The sequence below is a fragment of the Streptomyces sp. BJ20 genome, from assembly GCF_022869105.1.
GTDB classification, from domain to species: Bacteria; Actinomycetota; Actinomycetes; order Streptomycetales; family Streptomycetaceae; genus Streptomyces; species Streptomyces griseoincarnatus.
This window is the reverse complement of the sequence record NZ_CP094918.1, coordinates 1,694,003-1,717,975: the sequence shown is the minus strand read 5'-3', so window position 1 is coordinate 1,717,975 and position 23,973 is coordinate 1,694,003. Positions and strand designations below refer to the sequence as shown.

Sequence of the window (23,973 nt, the reverse complement as noted above, 5' to 3'; positions counted from 1 at the left end):
CGGTCGGTGCCATGGCCGACATCGCAGCCGTACCGCTCACCCCGGCGTCCCCTCCGCGCGGCACGCTCGCGCGCGCGGAGCGCTTCGTGTGGCTCACCGCGCGCGTACTGGAGCAGCGCCTCTTCGCCCATCACTTCCGCGACGGCGCCGCGGTTCCGGTGGAGACCGCCCTGGAGGCGTACCGGAACGACGACGGCGGCTACGGTCACGCCCTGGAGCCGGCCCTGCGCGGACCGGCCAGCCTGCCCGCGCACACGGCACGCGCGCTGCACGTACTGGACGCCGTGGGGCGCTGCGACGCGCGCCGTGCGGAGGGCGTGTGCCGCTATCTGACGTCCGTCTCGACGGCGGAGGGCGCGCTTCCGGCCGTAGGGACGCACGTGAGCGGCGGTGGGGCGGCCCGTCTGCCCGGTTCGCTTGCGGCGACCGCGCCGGCGGTGGGGCTGCTGCACCGCAACGAGGTGTGGCACCCGTGGCTGTTCCGCGCGACCGACTTCTGCCGGCAGGCCGTGGAGTCGCTGGAGGCGGCGCGCCCCGGTGACGTGGAGGCCGCGGTCGTCTTCCTGGACCACGCCCCGGACCGCATCCGCGCGGAGGCCGCCGCCGAGCGGCTGGGCCGCCTGGTGCGCCGGGAACGGCTGGTGGTGCTCGACCCGGACGGCTCGGGTCACGCTTCCGGCGAGCTCCCCCACGACTACGCGCGCACCCCGGACTCACTGGCGCGCGCGTGGTTCACCGACGCGGAGGTGGAGCGTTCCCTGGACGCCCTCGCGGCCGCGCAGCGGGACGACGGAGGCTGGCCGGCCCGCCGGCTCCCGGGCGCCCCGGAGTTCACCCCGGGCGCGCTCCTGGAGACTCGCTCCATCGCCACGATCGAGGCGTTGCGCACTCTGGCCGCGTACGGCCGCCTCGCCTGAGCGGCGTCCGACGCCCCGCGTCCGACGCCCCCGGAAGGCCGGACGAAGCGCCCGTCGTCCGTCCGCCCGACGCCCGGCTCGCCGCGACCACCGAGGCGCCGCGCACCTCGGCCGTGTACGTCTGCCCCTCGCCTTGGACAACCCGCGGCGTGCACGGCGGTCCAGGGGACCCGACCCGTCGGCTGCCGGAACCCGCCTCTGGGCGCCTGCTGCGAAGCCCGCGCCATCACCCGGGCGGAGTACTACGCACCTCGGCCACACGCAGCCTCCCCAGGCGGACCGCAGAGCCCGGCAAGGCCCCTGCCTCACCCGCCCAGCGCCCGCACCCCCGCCGTCACGAGCACGGCCGCCGCCACCACGAGCAGGAACGGCGCGCGCAGCAGGAGCGCCACGGCGGCAGCCGCCAGACCGGCCGCGCGCGCGTCCAGCACCAGGGCGCGGCCGTCCGCGAAGGCCTGCTGGGCCGTGAGGGCGGCGAGCAGGGCGACGGGGAGCAGCGCGGCGAGGCGCCGGACGAGGGACCGTTCGAGGACGCCCGCAGGCACCAGCAGCCCGGCGAGCTTCACGGCGTAGCAGCCGACGACGGTCAGGCCGATCGCGAGCCAGATGTTCATCGCCCCTCCTCCACGTCACCGCGCGACGCGATCCCGCGGCCGTGCGCCCACAGAACGAGCGGTGCGGCCAGGGCGGCCACCAGGACCGGGACGCCGGCCGGCAGCACGGGCAGCAGGCCGAGCCCCAGCAGCACGGCGAGCGCGGCGACGGCCCGCTCGGTGCCGGTGCGCAGCATGGGGGCGAGCAGCGCCAGGAACACCGCGGGACCGGCTGCGTCCAGGCCCCACACCTTGGTGTCCCCGATGGCGTCCGCGCCCAGCGCGCCGAGCAGCGTGGTGAGGTTCCACAGGACGTAGAGGCTGAGTCCGGTGACCAGGAAACCGATGCGGGCGGCGCGGCGGGTGGCCTGGGCGAGCGAGACGGCGGTGGTCTCGTCGATCACCCACTGCGCGGCGAACGGCCGCACCACGCGGGGCAGCGCCAGCAGCTGCGACAGCCGCAGCCCGTAGAAGGCGTTGCGCACACCGAGGAAGAACGCGCCCGCGGCGGCCGTGACGGCGCCGCCGCCCGCCGCCAGCGCCCCGACCAGGGCGAACTGGGAGGCACCGGTGAACACCAGCAGACTGAGCGCGCAGGTCTGGAGCAGGCTGAGCCCGCTGCCCGCCGAGGTCACGCCGAAGGCGAACCCGGAGAGTCCGACGGCGACCCCGACGCCGAGTGCGTCCCGTACCACGGCGCCGTCCGGCTTCTCCCCTCCCTGCGGGAGCGCGTTCCCTGCGCCCTCGGAGGGCGCGCCGCCTCCGTCACCGGGCCGTATGTCCGTGTGCTCATGCCCTGCTGTCCGTTCCACTGCCACGCCCCGGACGCTACGGAACGGTCCCCCGCGCGTCTTGTACGTTCTTGCGCTCGCGCTGGTAGGCGCCCGGCGGGACGCCGACGATGCGGCTGAAGTGCCGGTTGAGGTGCGGCTGGTCGGTGAACCCCACGGTGACGGCCGCCTCGGACGGTGCCGTCCCCGCGTCCAGCAGCCGCCGGGCGCGCCGCACGCGCGCGTCGGTGAGCCAGGTGTGCGGGGGCATGCCGTAGGTGTCGCGGAAGGCGCGCAGCAGGGCGAAGGGGCTGGTGCCGAGGCCAGCGGCGAGCTGCTGCAGGGTGGGTGGCGCTGCCATGCGTTCCTCGAGCACGGCACGCGCGCGTGCCGCGGTCCGGGCCCCGGCCGTGCGGACCTCGCGCCGGGGCAGCGTGCCGCCGTTCAGCCGCAGCAGCCGGGTCACGACGACCCGCAGCAGGGTGTCGGCGGCGAGCGGGTTGCCCTCGTCGGTGGCCCGCAGCACCTGGTGGACCAGGTGGACGGTGTACGGGTCGTCGAGGACCGGGGTGACGAAGCCGGGGGTGCCGCGCAGGGTGGTGGTCTCGGCGGCGATAGCGGCCACGACGTCCGGCGACGGGTAGACGGCACCGTACCGCCAGCCCTCGGGGACGCCCGCCCGGCCGGTGTGGGGCGTGTCCGGGTTCACCAGGGCGAGGGCGCCCGCGCCCGCGTACTGGTCACCGCTCCCGTGATGGAAGACCTCGACGCCGTCGGCGATGGCGGCGATCACGAAGTGTTCGTGGGTGTGCCGGACGAAGGACTTGCGGATGTAGTGGGCACGCAGCAGGTCGACACCGGGCAGTTCCTCGTACCGCCAGTGCCGTGCCCGTTCCCCGCGCGTTTCCGCCATACCGTCATTGTCACGCCGCCCGGCCGGCGCCCCGGACCGGCCCGGATGTCAGTGGCCGGGTGCACGATGGACGCATGGTCAGCGATCCGCGCCGCGCCCTGGACGGCTTCTCCCCCGCGACCCGTGGCTGGTTCACGGGGGCCTTCTCCGCGCCCACGGCCGCCCAGGCCGGCGCCTGGCAGGCCATCGGTGCGGGCTCGGACGTGCTGGTGGTGGCACCGACCGGTTCCGGCAAGACGCTGGCCGCGTTTCTCGCCGCCCTGGACGAGCTGGCCTCGACGCCCCCGCCGGCCGACCCCAGGAAGCGCTGCCGGGTGCTGTACGTCTCGCCGCTGAAGGCCCTCGCCGTCGACGTCGAGCGCAATCTGCGCAGCCCCCTGACCGGCATCCGTCAGGAGGCCGTGCGCCTCGGGATGCCCGAGCCCGAGGTGAAGGTCGGCATCCGCTCCGGCGACACCCCGCCCGCCGAGCGCCGCGCCCTCGCCACCCGGCCGCCGGACATCCTGATCACCACGCCCGAGTCGCTGTTCCTGATGCTGACGTCCGCCACGCGCGACGCGCTCACGGGCGTGGAGACGGTGATCCTCGACGAGGTGCACGCGGTCGCGGGCACCAAGCGCGGCGCGCACCTGGCACTGTCCCTGGAGCGGCTGGACGAGCTGCTGCCCAAGCCGGCCCGCCGCATCGGCCTCTCGGCTACGGTGCGCCCCGTGGACGAGGTGGCCCGCTTCCTGTCCCCGCGGCGCAAGACGGAGATCGTGCAGCCGGAGTCGGGGAAGGAGTTCGACCTCTCCGTCGTGGTGCCGGTCGAGGACCTCGGCGAGCTGGGCGGCTCGCCCGTCTCGGAGGGTTCGGAGGGCGCGGAGAAGCCCTCGATCTGGCCGCACGTCGAGGAGCGGATCGCCGACCTGGTGCAGAGCCACCGCTCGACCATCGTGTTCGCCAACTCCCGCCGTCTCGCCGAGCGGCTGTGCAACCGGCTCAACGAGATCGCCTACGAGCGCGCCACCGGCGAGCCCCTGGACGAGCACCACTCCCCCGCCGAGCTGATGGGCGGCTCCGGGGCCGCCCAGGGCGCGCCCGCGGTCATCGCGCGGGCGCACCACGGCTCGGTGTCCAAGGAGCAGCGCGCCCAGGTGGAGGAGGATCTGAAGGCGGGCCGGCTGCCCGCAGTGGTCGCCACGTCCAGCCTGGAGCTGGGCATCGACATGGGCGCCGTCGACCTGGTGGTGCAGGTCGAATCGCCGCCGTCGGTCGCCTCCGGCCTCCAGCGCGTGGGCCGCGCGGGCCACCAGGTGGGCGCGGTGTCCACGGGCGTGGTGTTCCCGAAGTACCGGGGCGACCTGGTGCAGGCCGCCGTCGTCACCGAGCGGATGCGCACGGGCGAGATCGAGGCCCTGCGCGTCCCGTCGAACCCGCTGGACGTGCTGGCGCAGCAGGTCGTGGCGATGACGGCGATGGACACCTGGCAGTTCGACGACCTGCTGGCGGCGGTGCGCCGGGCGGCCCCCTTCGCCTCGCTGCCCGAGTCCGCGTTCACGTCCGTGCTGGACATGCTCGCCGGGCGGTACCCGTCGGACGCCTTCGCGGAGCTGCGTCCGCGCGTGGTGTGGGACCGGGTCACGGGTGAGATCACCGGCCGTCCGGGGGCCCAGCGCCTGGCCGTGACCTCGGGCGGCACGATCCCGGACCGCGGTCTGTTCGGCGTGTTCCTGGCGGGCGCCGACCCCAAGAAGGGCGGGGGCCGGGTCGGCGAGCTGGACGAGGAGATGGTCTACGAGTCGCGGGTGGGTGACGTCTTCACGCTCGGCACCAGCTCGTGGCGCATCGAGGACATCACCCGCGACCGGGTCCTGGTCTCCCCCGCGCCGGGCGTGCCGGGCCGGCTGCCGTTCTGGAAGGGCGACCAGCTGGGCCGCCCGCTGGAGCTGGGCCGCGCGCTGGGCGCGTTCCTGCGCGAGGTGGGCTCGCTGGACGACGAGGACGCCAGGCTGCGGCTGCTGGCCGCGGGGCTGGACGCCTGGGCCGCGGACAACGTGCTGTCGTACCTGAGGGAGCAGCGCGAGGCCTGCGGGCACATCCCGGACGACCGCACGATCGTGGTGGAGCGGTTCCGCGACGAGCTGGGCGACTGGCGGGTGGTCGTGCACTCCCCCTTCGGCGCTCAGGTGCACGCCCCGTGGGCGCTCGCGCTCGGCGCCCGTCTGTCCGAGCGGTACGGCATGGACGCCCAGGTGATGCACGCCGACGACGGCATCGTGCTGCGCCTGCCGGACGCCGACCTGATGGGGCTGGACCTGCTCGACCAGGAGCCGGTGAAGGCCGGCGCCGAGTACGACGCGGACCAGGCACCCGTGGGCGCCGCCGACGTCGTCTTCGACAAGGGCGAGGTCGACCAGGTCGTCACCGACCAGGTCGGCGGCTCGGCCCTCTTCGCCTCCCGGTTCCGTGAGTGCGCCGCCCGCGCGCTGCTGCTGCCGCGCCGCAACCCCGGCCGGCGCACGCCGCTGTGGCAGCAGCGTCAGCGCGCCTCCCAGCTGCTCCAGGTGGCCGGCGAGTTCGGGTCGTTCCCGATCGTCCTCGAGGCGGTCCGCGAGTGCCTCCAGGACGTGTTCGACGTCCCCGGCCTGGTCGAGCTGATGGGCGACCTGGAGTCCCGGAGGGTGCGGCTGGTCGAGGTCACCACCCCGGAGCCGTCCCCGTTCGCCCGCTCCCTGCTCTTCGGGTACGTCGCCCAGTTCCTGTACGAGGGCGACTCCCCGCTCGCCGAGCGCCGTGCGGCCGCCCTGTCACTGGACTCGCGGCTGCTCGCGGAGCTGCTCGGCCAGGCGGAGCTGCGGGAGCTGCTGGACGCCGAGGTGCTCACGGAGCTGGAGCGCGAGCTGCAGTGGCTCACCGAGGACCGGCGCGCGAAGGACGCGGAGAGCGTCGCCGACCTGCTGCGACTGCTCGGTCCGCTCACCGAGGCCGAGCTGGCCGAACGGGGCGCCGAGCCGCAGTGGGCGCGGGAGCTGGCCTCCGCGCGGCGCGCCATCCGGGTGCGCATCGCGGGCGAGGACCACTGGGCGGCCGTGGAGGACGCGGGCCGGCTGCGGGACGCGCTGGGCACGGCGCTGCCGGTCGGCGTGCCCGAGGCGTTCACGGAGCCCGTGAAGGACCCCCTGGGCGACCTCCTCGCGCGGTACGCGCGCACGCACGGCCCGTTCACCTCCGCGACGGCGGCCGCCCGCTTCGGGCTGGGCGTGGCCGTGACCGAGGGCGCCCTGCAGCGTTTGGCGGCGGCCGGCCGGGTCGTGCAGGGCGAGTTCCACCCGGCCGGGATCGGTCAGGAGTGGTGCGACGCGGCGGTGCTGCGCCGGCTGCGCCGCCGTTCCCTGGCCGCGCTGCGGCACGAGCTGGAGCCGGTGCCGCCCGCCGCGCTGGCCCAGTTCCTCCCTCAGTGGCAGCACATGGGCAAGGGCCACTCCCTGCGGGGCATCGACGGACTGCTGCGGGCCGTCGAGCAGCTCCAAGGCGCGTCCGTGCCCGCCTCCGCCCTGGAGAAGCTGGTCCTGCCGTCGCGGGTGGCGAACTACGCTTCGGCGATGCTCGACGAGCTGACCGCGTCCGGCGAGGTGATCTGGGCGGGCGCGGGTTCCCTGCCGGGCAAGGACGGCTGGGTCTCGCTGTACCTGGCGGACGCGGCTCCCCTGCTGCTGCCTCCCCCGCATCCGCTGGAGACGACCGCGCTGCACGAGTCGGTGCTGGCCGCCCTGTCCGGCGGCTACGGCCTGTTCTTCCGTCAGATCGCCGACCAAGTCCGCGCCACCACGCACCCCGAGGCGAGCGACGTGCAGCTGGCCGACGCCCTGTGGGACCTCGCCTGGTCCGGGCGTCTCACCAACGACACGCTCAACCCGCTGCGCGCCCTGCTCGGCTCCGGCCGCACCGCCGGGTCCACGGCCCACCGGGCCAAGCGCGCGGTCCCGCGCGGACGCTACGGCTCCCTGACGGCGGCGGCCCGCAGCGCCTCCCGCACGGGCCCGCCCACGGTCGCCGGCCGCTGGGCGCTGCTGCCCGACCGGGAGGGCGACACCACGGTCCGCGCCCACGCCCTGGCCCGCACCCTGCTGGACCGGCACGGTGTGGTGACCCGGGGCGCCGTCGCGGCGGAGGGCGTCGAGGGCGGCTTCTCGGCGGTGTACCGGGTGTTGTCCGCGTTCGAGGAGACGGGGCAGGCCCGTCGTGGCTACGTGGTGGAGGGTTTGGGCGCCGCCCAGTTCGCGATGGACGGCGCCGTGGACCGCCTGCGCGCGGCGGCCAACGCCCGGGAGCGCGGCGAGGGACACCCGGTCCCGGACGCGCCCGCTCCGTTCGGCGGACAGTCCGACCCTTACGGGCTCGGGCAGGGCCAGGACGACGTGTCGTACCTGCCCTCGCGGCCCGGTGAGTACGTCTCGCCGCGCGACCTCGCCGCCCAGGGCTCGCAGCCCTGGCAGAACGGCGGGGGTCCTTCGTACGACCCGTTCGCCGGACGCCGTTCGGGGCCGGACCGCGGCTCCCGGGCCGTCGTACTGGCCGCCGCCGACCCGGCCAACGCCTACGGGGCGGCCCTGGGCTGGCCGGAGCCGCCGGAGGGCGCGAGCCACAAGCCGGGCCGCAAGGCGGGCTCGTTGGTGGTGCTGGTGGACGGCGAGCTGACGCTCTACATGGAGCGCGGCGGCAAGACCGTGCTGGCCTGGCCCGCCGATCCCGGCGCCGACCCGGCCGACGACCCGAGGCTGCCGGTGGCCGCCGAGGCGCTCGCGAACGCGGCCCGCGCGGGCTCCCTCGGCACGGTCACCGTGGAGCGCGTCAACGGCACCCCGGCCCTCACGTCCCCGCTCGGTGCCCTCCTGGAGACCGCGGGTTTCGTGGCCACCCCGAGAGGGCTGCGGCTGCGCGCCTGACCGGGTGCGGGCCGGCCGTGTCACCCTTGACGCATGCCCGAAGGAGACACGGTCTGGCAGGCCGCGCGACGGCTGCACGACGCCCTCGCGGGCAGAGTACTGGTCCGCAGCGATCTGCGCGTGCCCCGCTTCGCCACGTCCGACCTCACCGGACGCTCGGTGCTGGACGTCACGGCGCGCGGCAAGCACCTGCTGACCCGGATCGAGGGCGGCCTGACCCTGCACTCGCACCTGCGGATGGACGGCTCGTGGCGGATCTTCGCGCCCGGGCAGCGCTGGAACGGCGGCCCGGCGCACCAGATCCGCGCCGTCCTCGCCAACGCCGAACGCACGGCCGTCGGCTACCGGCTCCCCGTGCTGGAGCTGATCCGCACCGAGGACGAGGAGGACCGCGCGGTCGGCCACCTCGGCCCCGACCTGCTGGGACCCGACTGGGACGCCGACATCGCTCTCGCCAACCTCGGGAAGGACCCCGACCGGGAACTCGGCGAGGCCCTGCTGGACCAGCGGAACCTCGCGGGCATCGGCAACGTGTTCAAGAGCGAGCTGTGCTTCCTGCTCAACGTCACGCCCTGGCTCCCCGTCGGCGAGCTGCCCGCCGACCGGATGGCGAGCCTCCCGGAGCTGGCCAGGAAGCTGCTGGAGTTCAACCGCGACCGCCCGATCCGCAACACCACGGGCCGGCGTGGCCAGGACCTCTACGTGTACGGCCGCGCCCGCCGCCCCTGTCTGCGCTGCGGCACGCCGATCCGGGTGGCCGAGCAGGGCGACGGCTCACGCGAACGCCCCACGTACTGGTGCCCCGTCTGCCAGCCGGGACCGGCCCCGGATCCCGCGCCGCGAGACCGCCGAAGCCCCGCCCGCTAGCCGACACAGCCGCCCGGGGGGAGGGCGTCACTCCTCCCCGGGCTCACGACGAGCGGCGCGCCAGGCCCGCCGCCAGCGTCCCGCGGCGAGCGCCCCGTCCGCCCGTGCCTTGGGCAGACAGTGCACCGGAAGCACGCTCAGTCCCCATCCGCCGGCCGCGACCGTACCCTCCAGGGCGCCGGCGTCCGGCGCGAGCAGCAGCCGTGCCGCCGCCCACCACCACAGGGCGGTGAACGCCACGCAGGCGCCCCACCGGTACCCCGTGGGCCCGTTTCTCCGCGCCAGGGCTGGGCCCCGCGGCCGGGTCACCCGTTCGCGGCCTGGAACATCCAGTGGTGCTTCTCGAGGTCCGCGGTGATGGTGATGATGATGTCCTGGGTCACCGGGTCGGGCTCCTCGGTCGCCGCGATCCGCTCCCGCATACGGGCGATGACCGCGCCCAGCGCGTCCACCAGCGCGCTCACCGCCGCCGCGTCGTCGACCCAGCCCTCGGGCGTGACGCCGATGCCGCTGCCCACGGCCACGGTCGCGGCCCGCCCGTCGGGCGAGACGCCCAGCGCCGCGGCGCGCTCGGCGACGGTGTCGGAGTGACCGCGTGCGGTGGCCACGACCTCGTCGAGCTGGAGATGAACGGAGCGGAAGCGCGGTCCGACCACGTTCCAGTGGATCTGCTTGGCCACCAGGGAGAGGTCGATGAGATCGACCAGGGCGCCCTGCAGTGCCTCAGAAACAGTCTTCAGGTTCTCGTCGGACAACGGGCTCTTCACGACGTACATCCGCACCTCCGTGGCTGGTCCCCCGCCTCCGTCTCCACGATGACGGCCCGCCGCCGCACCGGCAAACGCAGCCCCGCCCCGCTCCCCCACGTCCGTCCGGGCATGCGAAAACCCCGGTAGCACTCCTCCGGAAGCTTCCGGAGGAGCCCTCACCGGGGCATCTCACACCTTCACACCGCGCGGGCGCCGGACACCGCGCTCAGGCGGCGACGACGTCCACCGCCTCGGCGGGCGCCTTGATGGTCACCCGTTCCGGTGGCACACCGGTCACCGACACGGAACCCAGCATCGGTCGAACCGGCGTGGGTACGGGCTCGCTGGGGGTCGCTGCAGCAGACTGGGCCAGCTCGGCGAGAGCGAGTTCGTCGCTCACCTCCCGCATGAGCTCGGACATCCGTACGTCCAACGCGTCGCAGATCGCGGAGAGCAGCTCGGAGGAAGCCTCCTTCTGCCCCCGCTCCACCTCGGAGAGATAGCCGAGCGAAACTCGGGCGGACGAGGAGACTTCGCGCAGAGTACGGCCCTGGCGCTGGCGCTGCCGACGCAGCACGTCACCCAGCAGGCGACGGAGCAGAATCATCGGTGGCTCCCTCCTCGGACCGCGTAGCCGCATCCTTCTCGCCCCACCGTACCGCCTCGCGCCGCGGCCGTGCGGGGAGCGATGTCGTGTTCACTCTGGGCTGCAAACATCAAAACCCCCCGTTCCGTTCCGTATCCTGTGCTCGCTCATTCCCGGTCTGTTCGCCCGCAAGCTCCGCGAGGAGCAGTGCGAGTACGCTCCGTACACTCTCCATACGAATTTCCGCGCGGTCGCCGTTCAACCGCAGGCGGCGCACTTTTCCGCCAGAGGCGGAACCGTCACCGTCCGCGAAGGGGCCGTCCACGGCCACGTACACCGTGCCGACGGCCTGTCCGTCCTGGGGGTCGGGGCCGGCCACTCCGGTGGTGGCGATGCCCCAGTCGGCGTCGAGAGCCTTGCGCACCCCGGCCGCCATCTGGCCCGCCACCTGCGGATCCACCGCTCCTCGCTGGGCCAGCAGAGTGGCGTCCACGCCCAGCAGCCGGTGCTTCAGCTCCGTGGCGTACGCCGTCACCGAGCCTCTGAAGACCTTGGACGCCCCGGGGACAGAGGTGATCTCCGCCGCCACCAGACCACCGGTCAGCGACTCGGCGACCGCGAGCGTCCCTCCGTTCACGGTGAGTAGTCGCACCACCTCGGTGGCCGTTGAACTCACTCTTCCGTCTCCTCCAACGCCGCCTTGCGCTCGGCGATTCCCTGACTGCGGAGCACAATGGCCTGTTTCACATAGTCGAGTCCGGTCGCCACGGTCAGCACCACCGCCGCGGCCATCACCCACCACCGCAGCGTCGCCAGCCACCCGGTCAGCGCCAGCACGTACATGCCGACGGCCACGCCCTGGGTGAGTGTCTTGAGCTTGCCGCCCCGGCTGGCCGGGATCACCCCGTAACGGATGACGAGGAAACGCAGCAGGGTGATCCCCAGTTCCCGGCCGAGGATCACGCCCGTGACCCACCACGGCAGGTCGCCCAGCGCGGACAGACAGATCAGCGCCGCGCCCATGATGGCCTTGTCGGCGATGGGGTCGGCGATCTTCCCGAAGTCGGTGACCAGGTTGTAGGTGCGCGCCAGATGACCGTCGAACAGGTCGGTGATCATGGCGATGGCGAAGGCCGCCCAGGCCAGCGAGCGCCAGGCCGGGTCGTAGCCGCCGTCGGCCAGCATCAGCATGACGAACGCCGGTACCAGCAGCAGCCGGAGCATGGTCAGCAGGTTGGCGATGTTCCAGACGCTGGCCTGGTCCACGGCCGCGGCCGCGATCTTGCCGCCGCGCGGGGCGCGCGTGGAGCCCTGTCCCTCGGCGGTCCCGGCGCTCCCCTGGGGGGACTGCGGTGAGGAAGGGGCCGCCGGGCGGACCTCCTCGGGGCTCGGCGCGTCACGCCGTGCCCGCCCGTCTCCGAAATCGCCCGGAGCCGTGTCCCTGGCCTCCCGCGCGAGCGCGCGGCCGGACGCCGGTGTCACGCCCCCGGACGCGGGGCCCTTCGCCCTTCTCGCGCCGGAGGGGCCACCTGCCGCCGATGCCGGGACACCCGTCATCTGCCCGCCTCCTCGATGCGCGCGGGCGAGCCCTCGAAGAGCGGCTCGGCCACCAGGTCGACACCTTCCGTGCCGACCACCTTCGCCTCGACCATACGGCCGACACTCAGTCCCTCGCCGCTCGTGAGCAGCACCTGGCCGTCCGTCTCGGGGGCCTGGTGCGCGGCACGGCCGTACACGCCCTCCTCCTCGTCGACGGACTCCACCAGGACGTGCACGGTCTCGCCGACCCGCTCCTCGGCGCGCTGCGAGACGAGTTCCTCGGCCAGCCGGGAGACGCGGGCCAGCCGATCGGCGACCACGTCCTCGTCGAGCTTGCCGTCGTAGCCGGCGGCCTCGGTGCCCTCCTCGTCGGAGTAGCCGAACACACCGATGGCGTCCAGCCGGGCGTGGCCCAGGAACCGCTCCAGCTCGGCGAGGTCGGCCGCGGACTCGCCGGGGAAGCCGACGATGAAGTTGGAGCGCACGCCGGCCTGGGGCGCCTTGCTCCGGATGGTGTCGAGCAGCTCCAGGAAGCGGTCGGTGTCGCCGAAGCGGCGCATGGCGCGCAGCACGTCGGGCGCGGAGTGCTGGAAGGACAGGTCGAAGTAGGGGGCGATCTTGGGGGTGGAGGTCAGCACGTCGATCAGGCCGGGGCGCATCTCGGCCGGCTGGAGGTAGCTGACGCGCACCCGCTCCAGGCCGTCGACCTCGGCGAGTTCGGGAAGCAGGGACTCCAGCAGGCGGATGTCGCCGAGGTCCTTGCCGTAGGAGGTGTTGTTCTCGGAGACCAGCATGATCTCCTTCACGCCCTGCTCGGCCAGCCACCGCGTCTCGTTGAGGACGTCGCTGGGGCGGCGGGAGATGAAGGAGCCGCGGAAGGAGGGGATGGCGCAGAAGGAGCAGCGCCGGTCGCAGCCGGAGGCCAGCTTCACGGAGGCGACCGGGGAGCCGTCCAGGCGGCGACGCAGGGGCGCACGGGGGCCCGAGGCGGGGGCGAGGCCGTCGGGCAGGTCGGCCGGGCCGTGTCCGGGCAGCGCGACGGCGGCGGCGGAATCCTGCCGCTCGGCCGGGCTGACGGGCAGCAGCTTGCGCCGGTCGCGCGGGGTGTGGGCGGCGTGGATGCCGCCGTTCAGGATGGTCTGCAGGCGGTCGGAGATGTTCGCGTAGTCGTCGAAGCCGAGCACGCCGTCGGCCTCGGGAAGGGCTTCGGCGAGCTCCTTGCCGTACCGCTCGGCCATGCAGCCGACGGCGACGACCGCCTGGGTTCTCCCGTGTCCCTTGAGGTCGTTGGCCTCCAGGAGGGCGTCGACGGAGTCCTTCTTGGCGGCCTCGACGAATCCACAGGTGTTGACGACGGCGACGTCCGCTTCCTCGGCGTCCTCGACGAGCTGCCAGCCGTCCGCCTCCAAACGGCCTGCGAGCTCCTCCGAGTCCACCTCGTTACGGGCGCAGCCAAGGGTGACCAGTGCGACGGTACGGCGTTCAGGCATGGGCTCAAGACTACTTCGTCCCGGCGACGCCCCACGTCGACGGGGTTGGCCGGACCCGGCCAACCCCGTGGTGAGCGCCTCTGCGGAAGCCGGTCACCCGGCCTGCGGGTCGCCCTTGGTGTAGGTGAGGCGCTCCACGGCGCCCGGCTGCCAGTCTTCCTCGATCTTCTTGCCGTTGACGAACAGGTCGAGGCCGCCCGCGTCGCCGAGGACCAGGTCGATCTTGGAGCTGTCCTGGAAGGTCTTGTCCTCGCCCTTCTTGAGCAGCTCGGCGAAGAGCACCTTGCCGTTGTGGTCCTTGGCCGAGATCCAGCTGGGTGCGTCGGCGGCGACGACCTTGACGGTCACCTTGTCCTGCGGGGCCGCGGCGATGGCGCTGTCCGACGGATCCGGCGCGGGCACGACGGGCTTGGCGGTCTTGGTGGTGGGGCTGGGCGTGGGCGACTCGGTCGGCTCGGTGTCGCCGGCGACGTTCGTCCCGCCCTCGTCGTCGCCGTTGACCATCGTGAAGCCGACGAAGCCGATCACGACCACGATCGCGGCGACCATGGCGGCGGTCCAGTTGGGTCCGCGCCGCTCCGGACGGATGCGCTCCGCCTCGAAGAGGGGCGCGGCCGGGGTGGGCGCCGGGCGGCCGCCGCCGTTCTGGGCCTCGTACTGGGCGAGCAGCGGGGCCGGGTCGAGCTTCACGGCCTTGGCCAGCGTACGGATGTGCCCGCGCGCGTACACGTCGCCGCCGCAGGGGGCGAAGTCGTCCTGCTCGATGGCGTGGACGATGGCGATGCGGACGCGGGTGGCGGTACTGATGTCGTCGACGGTGAGCCCGGCGGCGATGCGCGCCTGCTGCAACGCACGGCCGACCGAGACGGAAGGGCGGTCTTCCTCGGAAACGTCTTCGAACGGACGCTCGTCTTCAGGGGAGTTGCCGATGGACACGGGGGCGCCTTTCGAGCGTGTAGCCGCCTGTGCTGGAGGTTCAGTCTAGGTGGGGTACGAAGGGGTGGGGCAACCGGGCGTTCGTACTTTGTACGCCATCGGAATGGCCCGACATTCCGATGGTCGTCCTGCTGCCTGACACTTCGTTCAATGTGACGTGCGCCGACGGGATACGGTTGCTCGTTGATCGCTTACGGAAGGGTCACGATCACCCGGCCGGACGTCCCGGCGCGACGACCGTGCCCCCGCCGTCTACCCTTCAGACTCCCCGCGGATCAGCGCGAGCACGCCGTCCAGCTCATCAGGCTTCACAAGAACGTCACGAGCCTTCGAACCTTCGCTCGGTCCGACGATGTTACGGGACTCCATGAGGTCCATCAGCCGGCCCGCCTTGGCGAAGCCGACGCGCAGCTTGCGCTGGAGCATCGACGTGGACCCGAACTGGGTGGAGACGACCAGCTCGGCCGCCTGGCACAGCAGGTCTAGGTCGTCACCGATGTCCTCGTCGATCTCCTTCTTCTGCTTGGTGCCGACGACGACGTCGTCCCGGAAGACGGGCGCCATCTGGTCCTTGCAGTGCTGGACGACCGCCGCGACCTCCTCCTCGGTCACGAACGCGCCCTGCATACGCGTGGGTTTGTTCGCCCCCATGGGCAGGAACAGCCCGTCGCCCTTGCCGATCAGCTTCTCGGCGCCGGGCTGGTCGAGGATGACCCGCGAGTCGGCGAGCGAGGACGTGGCGAACGCCAGCCTGGACGGCACGTTCGCCTTGATCAGACCGGTGACGACGTCGACCGAGGGCCGCTGGGTGGCCAGCACCAGGTGGATGCCGGCCGCGCGGGCCAGCTGGGTGATGCGCACGATGGCGTCCTCGACGTCACGCGGGGCGACCATCATCAGGTCGGCCAGCTCGTCCACGATCACCAGCAGGTACGGGTACGGCTGGAGCTCGCGCTCGCTGCCCTCGGGCGGCTTGACCTTGCCCTCGCGCACCGCGCGGTTGAAGTCGTCGATGTGCCGGTAGCCGTAGGCGGCCAGGTCGTCGTAGCGCAGGTCCATCTCGCGCACGACCCACTGGAGCGCCTCGGCGGCCCGCTTGGGGTTGGTGATGATCGGCGTGATCAGGTGCGGGATGCCCTCGTACGCGGTCAGCTCGACGCGCTTGGGGTCGACCAGGATCATCCGGACGTCCTCCGGGGTCGCCCGCATCATGATCGACGTGATCAGGCAGTTGATGCAGGACGACTTGCCGGAGCCGGTGGCGCCGGCGACCAGCATGTGCGGCATCTTCGCCAGCGAGTCCATGACGTAGCCGCCCTCGACGTCCTTGCCGAAGGCGACCAGCATCGGGTCGTCGTCCTCGGCGGACTCCGCGAGCCGCAGCACGTCGCCGAGGTTCACCATCTCCCGGTCGGTGTTGGGGATCTCGATGCCCACCGCGGACTTGCCGGGGATCGGACTGATGATCCGCACGTCCGGGCTGGCGACGGCGTACGCGATGTTCTTGGTGAGCGCGGTGACCCGCTCGACCTTCACGGCCGGGCCGAGTTCCACGACGTACCGGGTGACCGTCGGGCCGCGGGTGAAGCCGGTGACGTCGGCGTCCACCTTGAACTCGGTGAAGACCTTCCGCAGCGCCTCCACTATGGCGTCGTTGGCCGCGCTGCGTGCCTTGCCAGGACCGCCGCGGTGAAGGAGGTCGAGCGAGGGCAGGGAGTAGGTGATGTCGCCGGAGAGCTGCAACTGCTCGGCGCGCGGCGGCAGGTCGCGGGGTTCGCGCGGCGGCGCCTTGGTCATGTCGAGCACGCCCGCGGGCGGCCGCTCCCGCTGCTCGGCCCCCTCGTCCTTCGCGGGCGCGTCCCGCCGGGACTTGCCCTTCTTGGGCGAGTCCTGCTGCGGGCGGACGGACGGGACCGGCGTCGGGGTGGTCGGCTCGTGGTCTCCGGTGCTGACGCCCTGGGTGAGGTCGGCGACGACCGGGGAGGGCGGCATACCGTGCAGCACGGCGCCGTCGAGCGCGGCGGCCGCGGCGGCGGCCACGTCCACGGCGTCCATGGCCCGGTCGGCGTCGGGCTGCGGCACGGCGGACCGTCGCGGGCGGCGCTGCCGACGCGACGGCGCCTCCCCCTCCGCGCGCTCCGGGTCGTACTCCTCGCTCGCGGGGCGGCGCCTGCGGCGGCTCTGGGGCAGCGCCTCGCGCCACTGCTCCTCGTAGCGCTCGTCGTCCTCGCCGTACTCCTCCGGCTCGTGCACCAGGCCCAGCCGCACGCCGAGCTGACGCAGCCGCTGCGGGATCGCGTTCACCGGGGTGGCCGTGACCACCAGCAGACCGAAGACGGTGAGCAGCACCAACAGGGGCACGGCCAGCACGTCGGTCATGGTGGACGACAGCGGCGCGGCGGCTCCCCAGCCGATGAGGCCGCCTGCGTCCCTTATGGCCTGCATGCCGTCGGCGCGCGCGGGCGAGCCGACGGCGATGTGGATCTGCCCCAGGACGCCGATGACGAGCGCGGACAGGCCGATGACGATCCGTCCGTTGGCCTCGGGTTTCTCCGGGTGCCGGATGAACCGCACGGCGACGACGGCGACGAGGATCGGCACCAGCAGGTCGAGCCGGCCGAACGCGCCGGTGACCAGGATCTCCACCAGGTCGCCGACGGGCCCCTCGAGGTCGGCCCAGGTGCCGGCGGCGACGATCAGCGCGATGCCGAGCAGCAACAGCGCGAGACCGTCCTTGCGGTGGGCCGGGTCGAGGTTCTTGGCGCCCTGCCCTATGCCACGGAACACCGCGCCGACGGCGTGCGCGAGCCCCAGCCACAGGGCGCGGACGAGCCGGTAGACGGCGCCGGTCGGATTCGGGGCCGGCGCGGGGGCGGGCTTCTTCGCCGGAGCCTTCCTGGCGGGCACCTTCTTCGCCGGAGGTTTCCTGGCGGCGGCCTTCTTCGCCGGAGCCTTCGCGGAAGCGGCCGCCTTCTTCGCGGGCGGCTTCTTGGCTGCGGAGGGACGTGAGGCCATGGTGTGAGGTTACCGGGGGAGACGGCACGTGACACGCGTGGCGGATGCTTCACCCGTTCGTGTCGCCCACTTCGAGGCGTGATGCTGACGCGTGGTGTCCGCGAGGCGCCAAGTTGACGCCCCATCAGGGAGAGGGCCGACTCCGGCGCCGGGCAAGGACCGCGCCGGCGCGGTCAGTTCTGCGAGGACACCGACGACGCGCTCCCCGTCCCGGGATCCAGGGCGTCCAGCGCACGCCGCAATCCGGTGAGCTTGCGCTCCAGATGGGCCGCCGTGGCCACCGCGGCCGCGTCCGTCGACTCGTCGTTCAGCTGCTTGGTGAGCGCCTCGGCCTGCTCCTCGACGGCGGCGAGCCGCGCCGACAGCTCGGCGAGCAGCCCCGCGGACTCCTTGGACTCCCCCGAGTCCTTCTCGCTGCCCTCGAGCTGGAGCCGCAGCAGCGACGCCTGCTCCCGCAGCTGGCAGTTCTTCATGTACAGCTCGACGAAGACCGAGACCTTCGCGCGCAGCACCCACGGGTCGAACGGCTTGGAGATGTAGTCCACCGCGCCCGCCGCGTATCCCCGGAAGGTGTGGTGCGGGCCGTGGTTGATCGCGGTGAGGAAGATGATCGGGATGTCCCGGGTCCGCTCCCGCCGCTTGATGTGCGCGGCGGTCTCGAAACCGTCCATGCCCGGCATCTGGACATCCAGCAGAATGACCGCGAAATCGTCCGTGAGCAGTGCTTTGAGCGCTTCCTCCCCGGACGATGCCCGCACCAGCGTCTGATCCAGCGCCGAGAGGATCGCCTCGAGCGCCAGCAGATTCTCCGGCCGGTCATCGACCAGGAGGATCTTGGCCTTCTGCACCATGGCCCGCCCTCCTCGCCCCGGCTTGGGGCCCTCCCTGTCCGCAGGACCTGGCACAGCACCCGCGGGTGCCGCCCCAGGGGACGACTCCCTTGCGCCGCCCGTCCTTGTGCCGGTCATCGTAGCCGCACCCCGCTCGTCGCCACACCCTGTCACCGCGATGTCACTGTGCACGTAGCGGAAACGCCGCAGGAGACCAGAAGGTTCCCCGTATACCGCACTTCTACACGACTTCGCGCACGACGCGTGGACAACTCCGCGCGTCCTCGGAAGCTTCCCGTCACCTTCGCACGCCCCGCCGGTCTCACTCCCCCCTCATCCACTGCTCCATGACCGTCAGCAGGTGATCGGGGTCGACCGGCTTGGTGACGTAGTCGGAGGCGCCCGACTCGATGGCCTTCTCCCGGTCGCCCTTCATCGCCTTCGCGGTGAGCGCGATGATCGGCAGCCCGGCGAACTGCGGCATCCGCCGGATCGCCGTGGTCGTCGCGTACCCGTCCATCTCGGGCATCATGATGTCCATCAGCACGACCGCCACGTCGTCGTGCTGCTCCAGGACCTCGATGCCCTCGCGGCCGTTCTCCGCGTACAGCACGGACAGGCCGTGCTGCTCCAGCACGCTGGTCAGGGCGAAGACGTTGCGGATGTCGTCGTCGACGATCAGCACCTTCTGCCCGCCGAAGCGGATGCCCTGGCGCGGCGTGCGCGCCGCCTGCGCCTCCTGCTCGACGGCCGGCCACTCCTCCAGCTCCGCGGAGGGCCGCTGGTCCTGCCGGAGCGAGACCCGGCGCCGGCGCCGGAACAGCGCCGCCGGACCGTTCTGCGCCTCCCGGTACGACGTCACCTCCGCCGGGGTCTCCTCCGGCGCCGCGGGCAGTTCGGCCGACGCCACCAGGTCCCCGGCCCCCAGCGCCGGCATGGGCGGCTGCTGGTAGCCGTTGGGCGGCAGCTCGCTCGGGTGCAGCGGCAGGTACAGCGTGAACGTCGAGCCGCGGCCCGGCTCGCTCTGCGCGTGGATCTCACCGCCGAGCAGCTGCGCGATCTCCCGCGAGATGGACAGCCCCAGGCCCGTGCCGCCGTACTTGCGGCTGGTGGTGCCGTCGGCCTGCTTGAACGCCTCGAAGATCACCCGCATCTTGCCTGCCGCGATGCCGATGCCCGTGTCGCTCACCGAGAACGCGATCAGGTCCGCGTCGGGGTCGGCCAGCGAACCGGCCTCCAGCAGCTGCTCCCGGATGGCCTGCGGGACCTCGTCCCGGGCGGGCCGGATGACCAGCTCGACCGATCCGGAGTCGGTGAACTTCACCGCGTTGGACAGCAGGTTCCGCAGCACCTGGAGCAGCCGCTGCTCGTCGGTGTGCAGGGTGGCCGGCAGCTCCGGCGAGATCCGCACCGACAGGTCCAGCCCCTTCTCCGCCGTCAGCGGCCGGAACGTGGCCTCCACGTAGTCCACGAGCTGCACCAGCGCGATACGCGTCGGGGAGACGTCCATCTTGCCCGCCTCGACCTTCGACAGGTCGAGGATGTCATTGATGAGCTGCAGCAGGTCCGACCCTGCGCCGTGGATCGTCTCGGCGAACTCCACCTGCTTCGGCGAGAGGTTCCCCTCCGCGTTGTCCGCGAGCAACTTGGCCAGAATCAGGAGCGAGTTGAGCGGCGTGCGCAGCTCGTGCGACATGTTCGCCAGGAACTCGCTCTTGTAGCGCATCGACACCGCGAGCTGCTCGGCGCGCTCCTCCAGGACCTGCCGCGCCTCCTCGATCTCGGTGTTCTTCACCTCGATGTCGCGGTTCTGACGGGCCAGCAGCTCGGCCTTCTCCTCCAGCTCGGCGTTGGACGCCTGGAGCGCCTTCTGCCGCTGCTCCAACTCCGCGGAGCGCTCCCGCAGTTGCTCGGTGAGCTCCTGGGACTGCGCCAGCAGCCGCTCGGTCTTGGTGTTGACCGAGATGGTGTTGACGCTGGTCGCGATCATCTCGGCGATCTGGTTGAGGAAGTCCTTCTGGATCGCCGTGAACGGCGTGAACGACGCCAGCTCGATGACGCCGAGTACCTTCCCCTCGAACACCACAGGCAGCACGATCACCTGGGCCGGCGGCGCCTCCCCGAGCCCCGAGGAGATCTTCAGGTAGCCGCTGGGCGCCTTGTCCACCAGGATCGTGCGCTTCTCCATCGCGGCCGTCCCGATCAGCCCCTCACCGGGCTGGAACGACGTCGGCATCGACCCCATGGAGTAGCCGTACGAGCCGAGCATCCGCAGCTCGAACTGCTCCTCAGCGGCCGCGTTCAGGTCCTCGCCGTCCACCAGCGGCATCGCGAGGAAGAACGCCCCGTGCTGCGCGGACACCACCGGGGTCAGCTCGCTCATGATCAGCGAGGCGACGTCCTCCAGGTCACGCCGGCCTTGCATCAGCGCCGAGATGCGGGCCAGGTTGCCCTTCAGCCAGTCCTGCTCCTTGTTGGCGATCGTGGTGTCGCGCAGGTTGGCGATCATCTTGTTGATGTAGTCCTGGAGCTCCTGGATCTCCCCGGACGCGTCCACGTCGATCTTCAGGTTCAGGTCGCCGCGGGTCACCGCGGTCGCCACGCGCGCGATGGCGCGCACCTGCCGGGTCAGGTTCCCGGCCATCTCGTTCACCGACTCGGTCAGGTCCCGCCAGGTGCCGTCCACGTCCCGCACCCGCGCCTGGCCGCCCAGCTGGCCCTCCGTGCCCACCTCACGGGCCACACGCGTGACCTCCTCGGCGAACGACGACAGCTGGTCGACCATCGTGTTGATCGTCGTCTTCAGCTCGAGGATCTCCCCGCGCGCGTCGATGTCGATCTTCTTCGTCAGGTCACCCTTGGCGATGGCCGTGGTGACCATGGCGATGTTGCGGACCTGGCCGGTCAGGTTGGAGGCCATGCCGTTCACCGACTCGGTGAGGTCCTTCCACGTGCCCGCCACACCCGGCACATGCGCCTGACCGCCCAGGATGCCGTCCGTACCCACCTCACGGGCCACCTTGGTGACCTGTTCGGCGAACGCGCTCAGCGTCTTCACCATCGTGTTGATGGTGTCCGCGAGCTGCGCCACCTCGCCGCGCGCCTCGATGCTGACCTGACGCGTCAGGTCGCCGTTGGCGACCGCGGCGGACACCTGGGAGATGTTCCGCACCTGGGTCGTGAGGTTCTTCGCCATCAGGTTGACGTTGTCGCTCAGGTCCTTCCAGATGCCCGTGACGCCCGGCACGTGCGCCTGACCGCCGAGGATGCCCTCGGTGCCCACCTCGCGGGCCACCCGGGTCACCTGCTCCGCGAACGACGACAGCTGGTCCACCATCGTGTTGACGGTGGTCACCAGCTCCAGGATCTCGCCCTTGGCGTCGACGGTGATCTTCTTCGACAGGTCGCCCTTGGCGACCGCCGTGGTGACCTCGGCGATGTTGCGCACCTGAAGGGTCAGGTTGTTCGCCATGCCGTTCACGGACTGGGTGAGGTCCTTCCAGGTGCCGGAGACGCCCTGCACCTCCGCCTGGCCGCCCAGGATGCCCTCGGTGCCCACCTCGCGGGCCACCCGGGTCACCTCCTCGGCGAACGACGACAGCTGGTCCACCATCGTGTTCAGCGTGTTCTTGAGCTCGAGGATCTCCCCGCGCGCGTCGACGGTGATCTTCTGCGAGAGGTCACCGCGCGCCACCGCCGTCGCCACCTGCGCGATGTTGCGCACCTGGCCGGTCAGGTTGGACGCCATGCCGTTCACGGAGTCCGTCAGGTCACGCCACACGCCGGCCACACCGGGCACCTGCGCCTGACCGCCGAGACGGCCCTCGGTGCCCACCTCGCGGGCCACCCGGGTCACCTGGTCGGCGAACGACGACAGCTGGTCGACCATCGTGTTGATGGTGTTCTTGAGCTCGAGGATCTCCCCGCGCGCGTCCACGTCGATCTTCTGCGACAGGTCGCCGCGCGCCACGGCCGTGGTGACCTGGGCGATGTTCCGCACCTGGGAGGTGAGGTTGCCGGCCATCGAGTTGACGGAGTCGGTGAGCTCCTTCCAGGTGCCGGACACCCCGGGCACCTGCGCCTGACCGCCCAGCCGGCCCTCCGTGCCCACGTCCCGCGCCATCCGCGTGACCTGGTCGGCGAAGCTCGACAGCTGGTCCACCATCGTGTTCACGGTGTTCTTCAGCTGGAGCATCTCGCCGGAGACGTCCACGGTGACCTTCTGCGACAGGTCGCCGTTGGCCACCGCCGTCGTCACCTGGGCGATGTTGCGCACCTGTCCGGTGAGGTTGCGGAACGCGGTGTTGACGGAGTCCGTCAGGTCCTTCCACGTGCCGGCCGCGCCCGGCACCTGCGCCTGGCCGCCCAGCTCGCCCTCGACACCGATCTCCCGCGCCACCCGCGTCACCTCGGCGCCGAACGCGGAGAGCTGGTCGACCATCGTGTTGACGGTGTTCTTCAGCTCCAGCATCTCGCCGGCCACGTCCACGGTGACCTTCTGCGACAGGTCGCCGTTGGCCACCGCCGTGGTGACCGCCGCGATGTCCCTCACCTGGGTGGTGAGGTTCCGGAAGACCGTGTTGACGGAGTCCGTGAGGTCCTTCCAGGTGCCCGCGGCGCCCGGCACGTTCGCCTGACCGCCCAGACGCCCCTCGGCGCCGACCTCGTTGGCGACCCGCGTGACCTCGTCCGCGAAGATCCGCAGCGTCTCGGTCATCTGGTTGATCGTCTCGGCGAGCTGCGCCACCTCGCCGCGCGCCGGCACCGTCACCTTGCGCGACAGGTCACCGTTGGCGACCGCCGTCGTCACCTCGGCGATCCCGCGCACCTGCGCGGTGAGGTTCCCGGCCATGGTGTTGACGGAGTCGGTGAGTTCCTTCCACACACCGTCGACACCCGGCACCTGCGCCTGACCGCCCAGGGCGCCCTCGGTGCCCACCTCGCGGGCAACGCGTGTCACCTCGGAGGAGAACGCGGAGAGCTGGTCCACCATCGTGTTGACGGTGTTCTTCAGCTCGAGCATCTCCCCCTCGACGTGCACCGTGACCTTGCGCGACAGGTCACCGCGCGCCACGGCCGTCGTCACCAGCGCGATGTCGCGCACCTGCGCCGTCAGCCGCTCCGCCATCGTGTTCACGGAGTCCGTCAGGTCCTTCCAGGACCCGGACATGCCCCGCACCTGCGCCTGACCGCCCAGCTTGCCCTCGGTGCCCACCTCGCTGGCCACGCGTGTGACCTCGTCGGTGAACGTCGAGAGCTGGTCGACCAGGTTGTTCACGGTCCGCGCGACCTTCAGGAACTCGCCGCGCAACGGATGCCCGGTCCCGTCCGGCGCCTGCGTCCGCAGCTCCATCCGCGGCGACAGATCACCCTCCGCCACCGCCGACAGCACCCGGCTCACCTCGGAGACCGGCCGTACGAGATCGTCCACCAGGGCGTTGGAGTGGTCGATCGCGGCCGCCCAGGAGCCCTCCGAGGGCCCCGTCTCCAGCCGTTCCGTGAGCTTTCCCTCACGCCCCACCATGCGGCGCACGCGCGCCAGCTCGCCCGTGAGGTGCAGGTTCCGGTCGGCGACCTCGTTGAAGACGGCGGCGATCTCCGCCATCACACCGTCGCCGGTCACCGTGAGGCGTTTGCGGAAGTTCCCGTCCCGCATCGACACCAGGGCGCCCAGCAGGCGGTTCATCGCGGCCGCCTCCACCGTCACCGTGCCGCCCCGGGCCTTCCCCGCCTTACTCAGGGACTGTCCGCCTTTCGCGCGCGTCGTCTTCGTGCTCCGCGTCGCTGCGCCAGACTCCACTGTGTCCCTCCCGCAGGGGTCGACCGTTACCGCTGTGCCC

General features: G+C 72.2%; 16 protein-coding genes. 3 read left to right on the top strand and 13 right to left on the bottom strand.

Annotated elements, in window-relative coordinates:
• Positions 1-11: 11 nt before the first annotated feature.
• Positions 12-917 (top strand): hypothetical protein, encoded by a 906-nt coding sequence (locus MTR79_RS07980; RefSeq protein WP_244789620.1) that lies wholly within the window; start codon positions 12-14, stop codon positions 915-917.
• 305 nt (positions 918-1,222) lie between these two features.
• Here the strand turns inward: MTR79_RS07980 and MTR79_RS07975 are convergent, their stop codons facing one another.
• The 3 genes from MTR79_RS07975 to MTR79_RS07965 form a co-directional block, all read right to left on the bottom strand.
• Positions 1,223-1,531: an AzlD domain-containing protein gene (locus MTR79_RS07975; protein WP_244789619.1), complete on the bottom strand. Its 309-nt coding sequence runs from the start codon at positions 1,529-1,531 to the stop codon at positions 1,223-1,225.
• Entirely contained in the window at positions 1,528-2,205 is a 678-nt protein-coding gene (locus MTR79_RS07970) for an AzlC family ABC transporter permease (protein ID WP_244793087.1), read from the bottom strand. The genes MTR79_RS07975 and MTR79_RS07970 overlap by 4 nt, the downstream gene beginning before the upstream one ends.
• A 133-nt stretch (positions 2,206-2,338) precedes the next feature.
• Positions 2,339-3,193 (bottom strand): AraC family transcriptional regulator, encoded by an 855-nt coding sequence (locus MTR79_RS07965; protein ID WP_244789618.1) that lies wholly within the window; start codon positions 3,191-3,193, stop codon positions 2,339-2,341.
• A 74-nt stretch (positions 3,194-3,267) separates the two neighbouring features.
• On the opposite strand from MTR79_RS07965, the gene MTR79_RS07960 reads away from it, so the two are divergent.
• Positions 3,268-8,121 (top strand): ATP-dependent helicase, encoded by a 4,854-nt coding sequence (locus MTR79_RS07960; RefSeq protein ID WP_244789617.1) that lies wholly within the window; start codon positions 3,268-3,270, stop codon positions 8,119-8,121.
• Positions 8,122-8,154: 33 nt separating this feature from the next.
• On the top strand, positions 8,155-8,988 hold the full coding sequence (locus tag MTR79_RS07955) for an Fpg/Nei family DNA glycosylase (RefSeq protein WP_189365579.1): 834 nt from the start codon (positions 8,155-8,157) through the stop codon (positions 8,986-8,988).
• A 27-nt stretch (positions 8,989-9,015) separates the two neighbouring features.
• On the opposite strand, the gene MTR79_RS07950 is transcribed toward MTR79_RS07955, so the two are convergent.
• From MTR79_RS07950 to MTR79_RS07905, 10 genes are all read right to left on the bottom strand, one after another.
• The gene (locus MTR79_RS07950; protein WP_086702461.1) at positions 9,016-9,228 is read right to left on the bottom strand and encodes a hypothetical protein; all 213 of its coding nucleotides are present in this window, start codon (positions 9,226-9,228) and stop codon (positions 9,016-9,018) included.
• A gap of 65 nt (positions 9,229-9,293) precedes the next feature.
• Positions 9,294-9,764, bottom strand: coding sequence for a DNA starvation/stationary phase protection protein (locus MTR79_RS07945; protein ID WP_048456282.1), 471 nt, complete (start codon positions 9,762-9,764; stop codon positions 9,294-9,296).
• Positions 9,765-9,963: 199 nt separating this feature from the next.
• Positions 9,964-10,344 carry a helix-turn-helix transcriptional regulator gene (locus MTR79_RS07940; RefSeq protein ID WP_003993396.1) on the bottom strand — a complete coding sequence of 127 codons (381 nt, stop codon included), beginning with the start codon at positions 10,342-10,344 and terminating at the stop codon, positions 9,964-9,966.
• A 109-nt stretch (positions 10,345-10,453) separates the two neighbouring features.
• Entirely contained in the window at positions 10,454-10,999 is a 546-nt protein-coding gene (locus tag MTR79_RS07935; protein ID WP_086702460.1) for a CinA family protein, read from the bottom strand.
• Positions 10,996-11,880 carry a CDP-diacylglycerol--glycerol-3-phosphate 3-phosphatidyltransferase gene (gene pgsA / locus MTR79_RS07930; protein ID WP_086702458.1) on the bottom strand — a complete coding sequence of 295 codons (885 nt, stop codon included), beginning with the start codon at positions 11,878-11,880 and terminating at the stop codon, positions 10,996-10,998. Before pgsA ends, MTR79_RS07935 begins: the two co-directional genes overlap by 4 nt.
• The gene (rimO, locus tag MTR79_RS07925; RefSeq protein WP_086702457.1) at positions 11,877-13,352 is read right to left on the bottom strand and encodes a 30S ribosomal protein S12 methylthiotransferase RimO; all 1,476 of its coding nucleotides are present in this window, start codon (positions 13,350-13,352) and stop codon (positions 11,877-11,879) included. Before rimO ends, pgsA begins: the two co-directional genes overlap by 4 nt.
• 93 nt (positions 13,353-13,445) lie before the next feature.
• Positions 13,446-14,288, bottom strand: a complete 843-nt coding sequence (locus MTR79_RS07920) for a helix-turn-helix domain-containing protein (RefSeq protein ID WP_114874938.1) — start codon at positions 14,286-14,288, stop codon at positions 13,446-13,448.
• A gap of 252 nt (positions 14,289-14,540) precedes the next feature.
• Positions 14,541-17,303, bottom strand: a complete 2,763-nt coding sequence (locus MTR79_RS07915; RefSeq protein ID WP_244789616.1) for a DNA translocase FtsK — start codon at positions 17,301-17,303, stop codon at positions 14,541-14,543.
• A gap of 173 nt (positions 17,304-17,476) precedes the next feature.
• Positions 17,477-18,154: a response regulator gene (locus MTR79_RS07910; protein ID WP_048456288.1), complete on the bottom strand. Its 678-nt coding sequence runs from the start codon at positions 18,152-18,154 to the stop codon at positions 17,477-17,479.
• A 301-nt stretch (positions 18,155-18,455) separates the two neighbouring features.
• Positions 18,456-23,933, bottom strand: a complete 5,478-nt coding sequence (locus MTR79_RS07905; protein WP_244789615.1) for a HAMP domain-containing protein — start codon at positions 23,931-23,933, stop codon at positions 18,456-18,458.
• Positions 23,934-23,973: the final 40 nt, after the last annotated feature.

What these genes read in the sequence shown, in the direction of transcription:
- MTR79_RS07980 (WP_244789620.1), top strand. Translation starts at nt 12, where the DNA reads ATGGCCGACATCGCAGCCGTACCGCTCACCCCGGCGTCCCCTCCGCGC.
- MTR79_RS07975 (WP_244789619.1), bottom strand. Translation starts at nt 1,531, where the DNA reads ATGAACATCTGGCTCGCGATCGGCCTGACCGTCGTCGGCTGCTACGCC.
- MTR79_RS07965 (WP_244789618.1), bottom strand. Translation starts at nt 3,193, where the DNA reads ATGGCGGAAACGCGCGGGGAACGGGCACGGCACTGGCGGTACGAGGAA.
- MTR79_RS07960 (WP_244789617.1), top strand. Translation starts at nt 3,268, where the DNA reads ATGGTCAGCGATCCGCGCCGCGCCCTGGACGGCTTCTCCCCCGCGACC.
- MTR79_RS07955 (WP_189365579.1), top strand. Translation starts at nt 8,155, where the DNA reads ATGCCCGAAGGAGACACGGTCTGGCAGGCCGCGCGACGGCTGCACGAC.
- MTR79_RS07945 (WP_048456282.1), bottom strand. Translation starts at nt 9,764, where the DNA reads ATGTACGTCGTGAAGAGCCCGTTGTCCGACGAGAACCTGAAGACTGTT.
- MTR79_RS07940 (WP_003993396.1), bottom strand. Translation starts at nt 10,344, where the DNA reads ATGATTCTGCTCCGTCGCCTGCTGGGTGACGTGCTGCGTCGGCAGCGC.
- pgsA (WP_086702458.1), bottom strand. Translation starts at nt 11,880, where the DNA reads ATGACGGGTGTCCCGGCATCGGCGGCAGGTGGCCCCTCCGGCGCGAGA.
- rimO (WP_086702457.1), bottom strand. Translation starts at nt 13,352, where the DNA reads ATGCCTGAACGCCGTACCGTCGCACTGGTCACCCTTGGCTGCGCCCGT.
- MTR79_RS07915 (WP_244789616.1), bottom strand. Translation starts at nt 17,303, where the DNA reads ATGGCCTCACGTCCCTCCGCAGCCAAGAAGCCGCCCGCGAAGAAGGCG.
- MTR79_RS07910 (WP_048456288.1), bottom strand. Translation starts at nt 18,154, where the DNA reads ATGGTGCAGAAGGCCAAGATCCTCCTGGTCGATGACCGGCCGGAGAAT.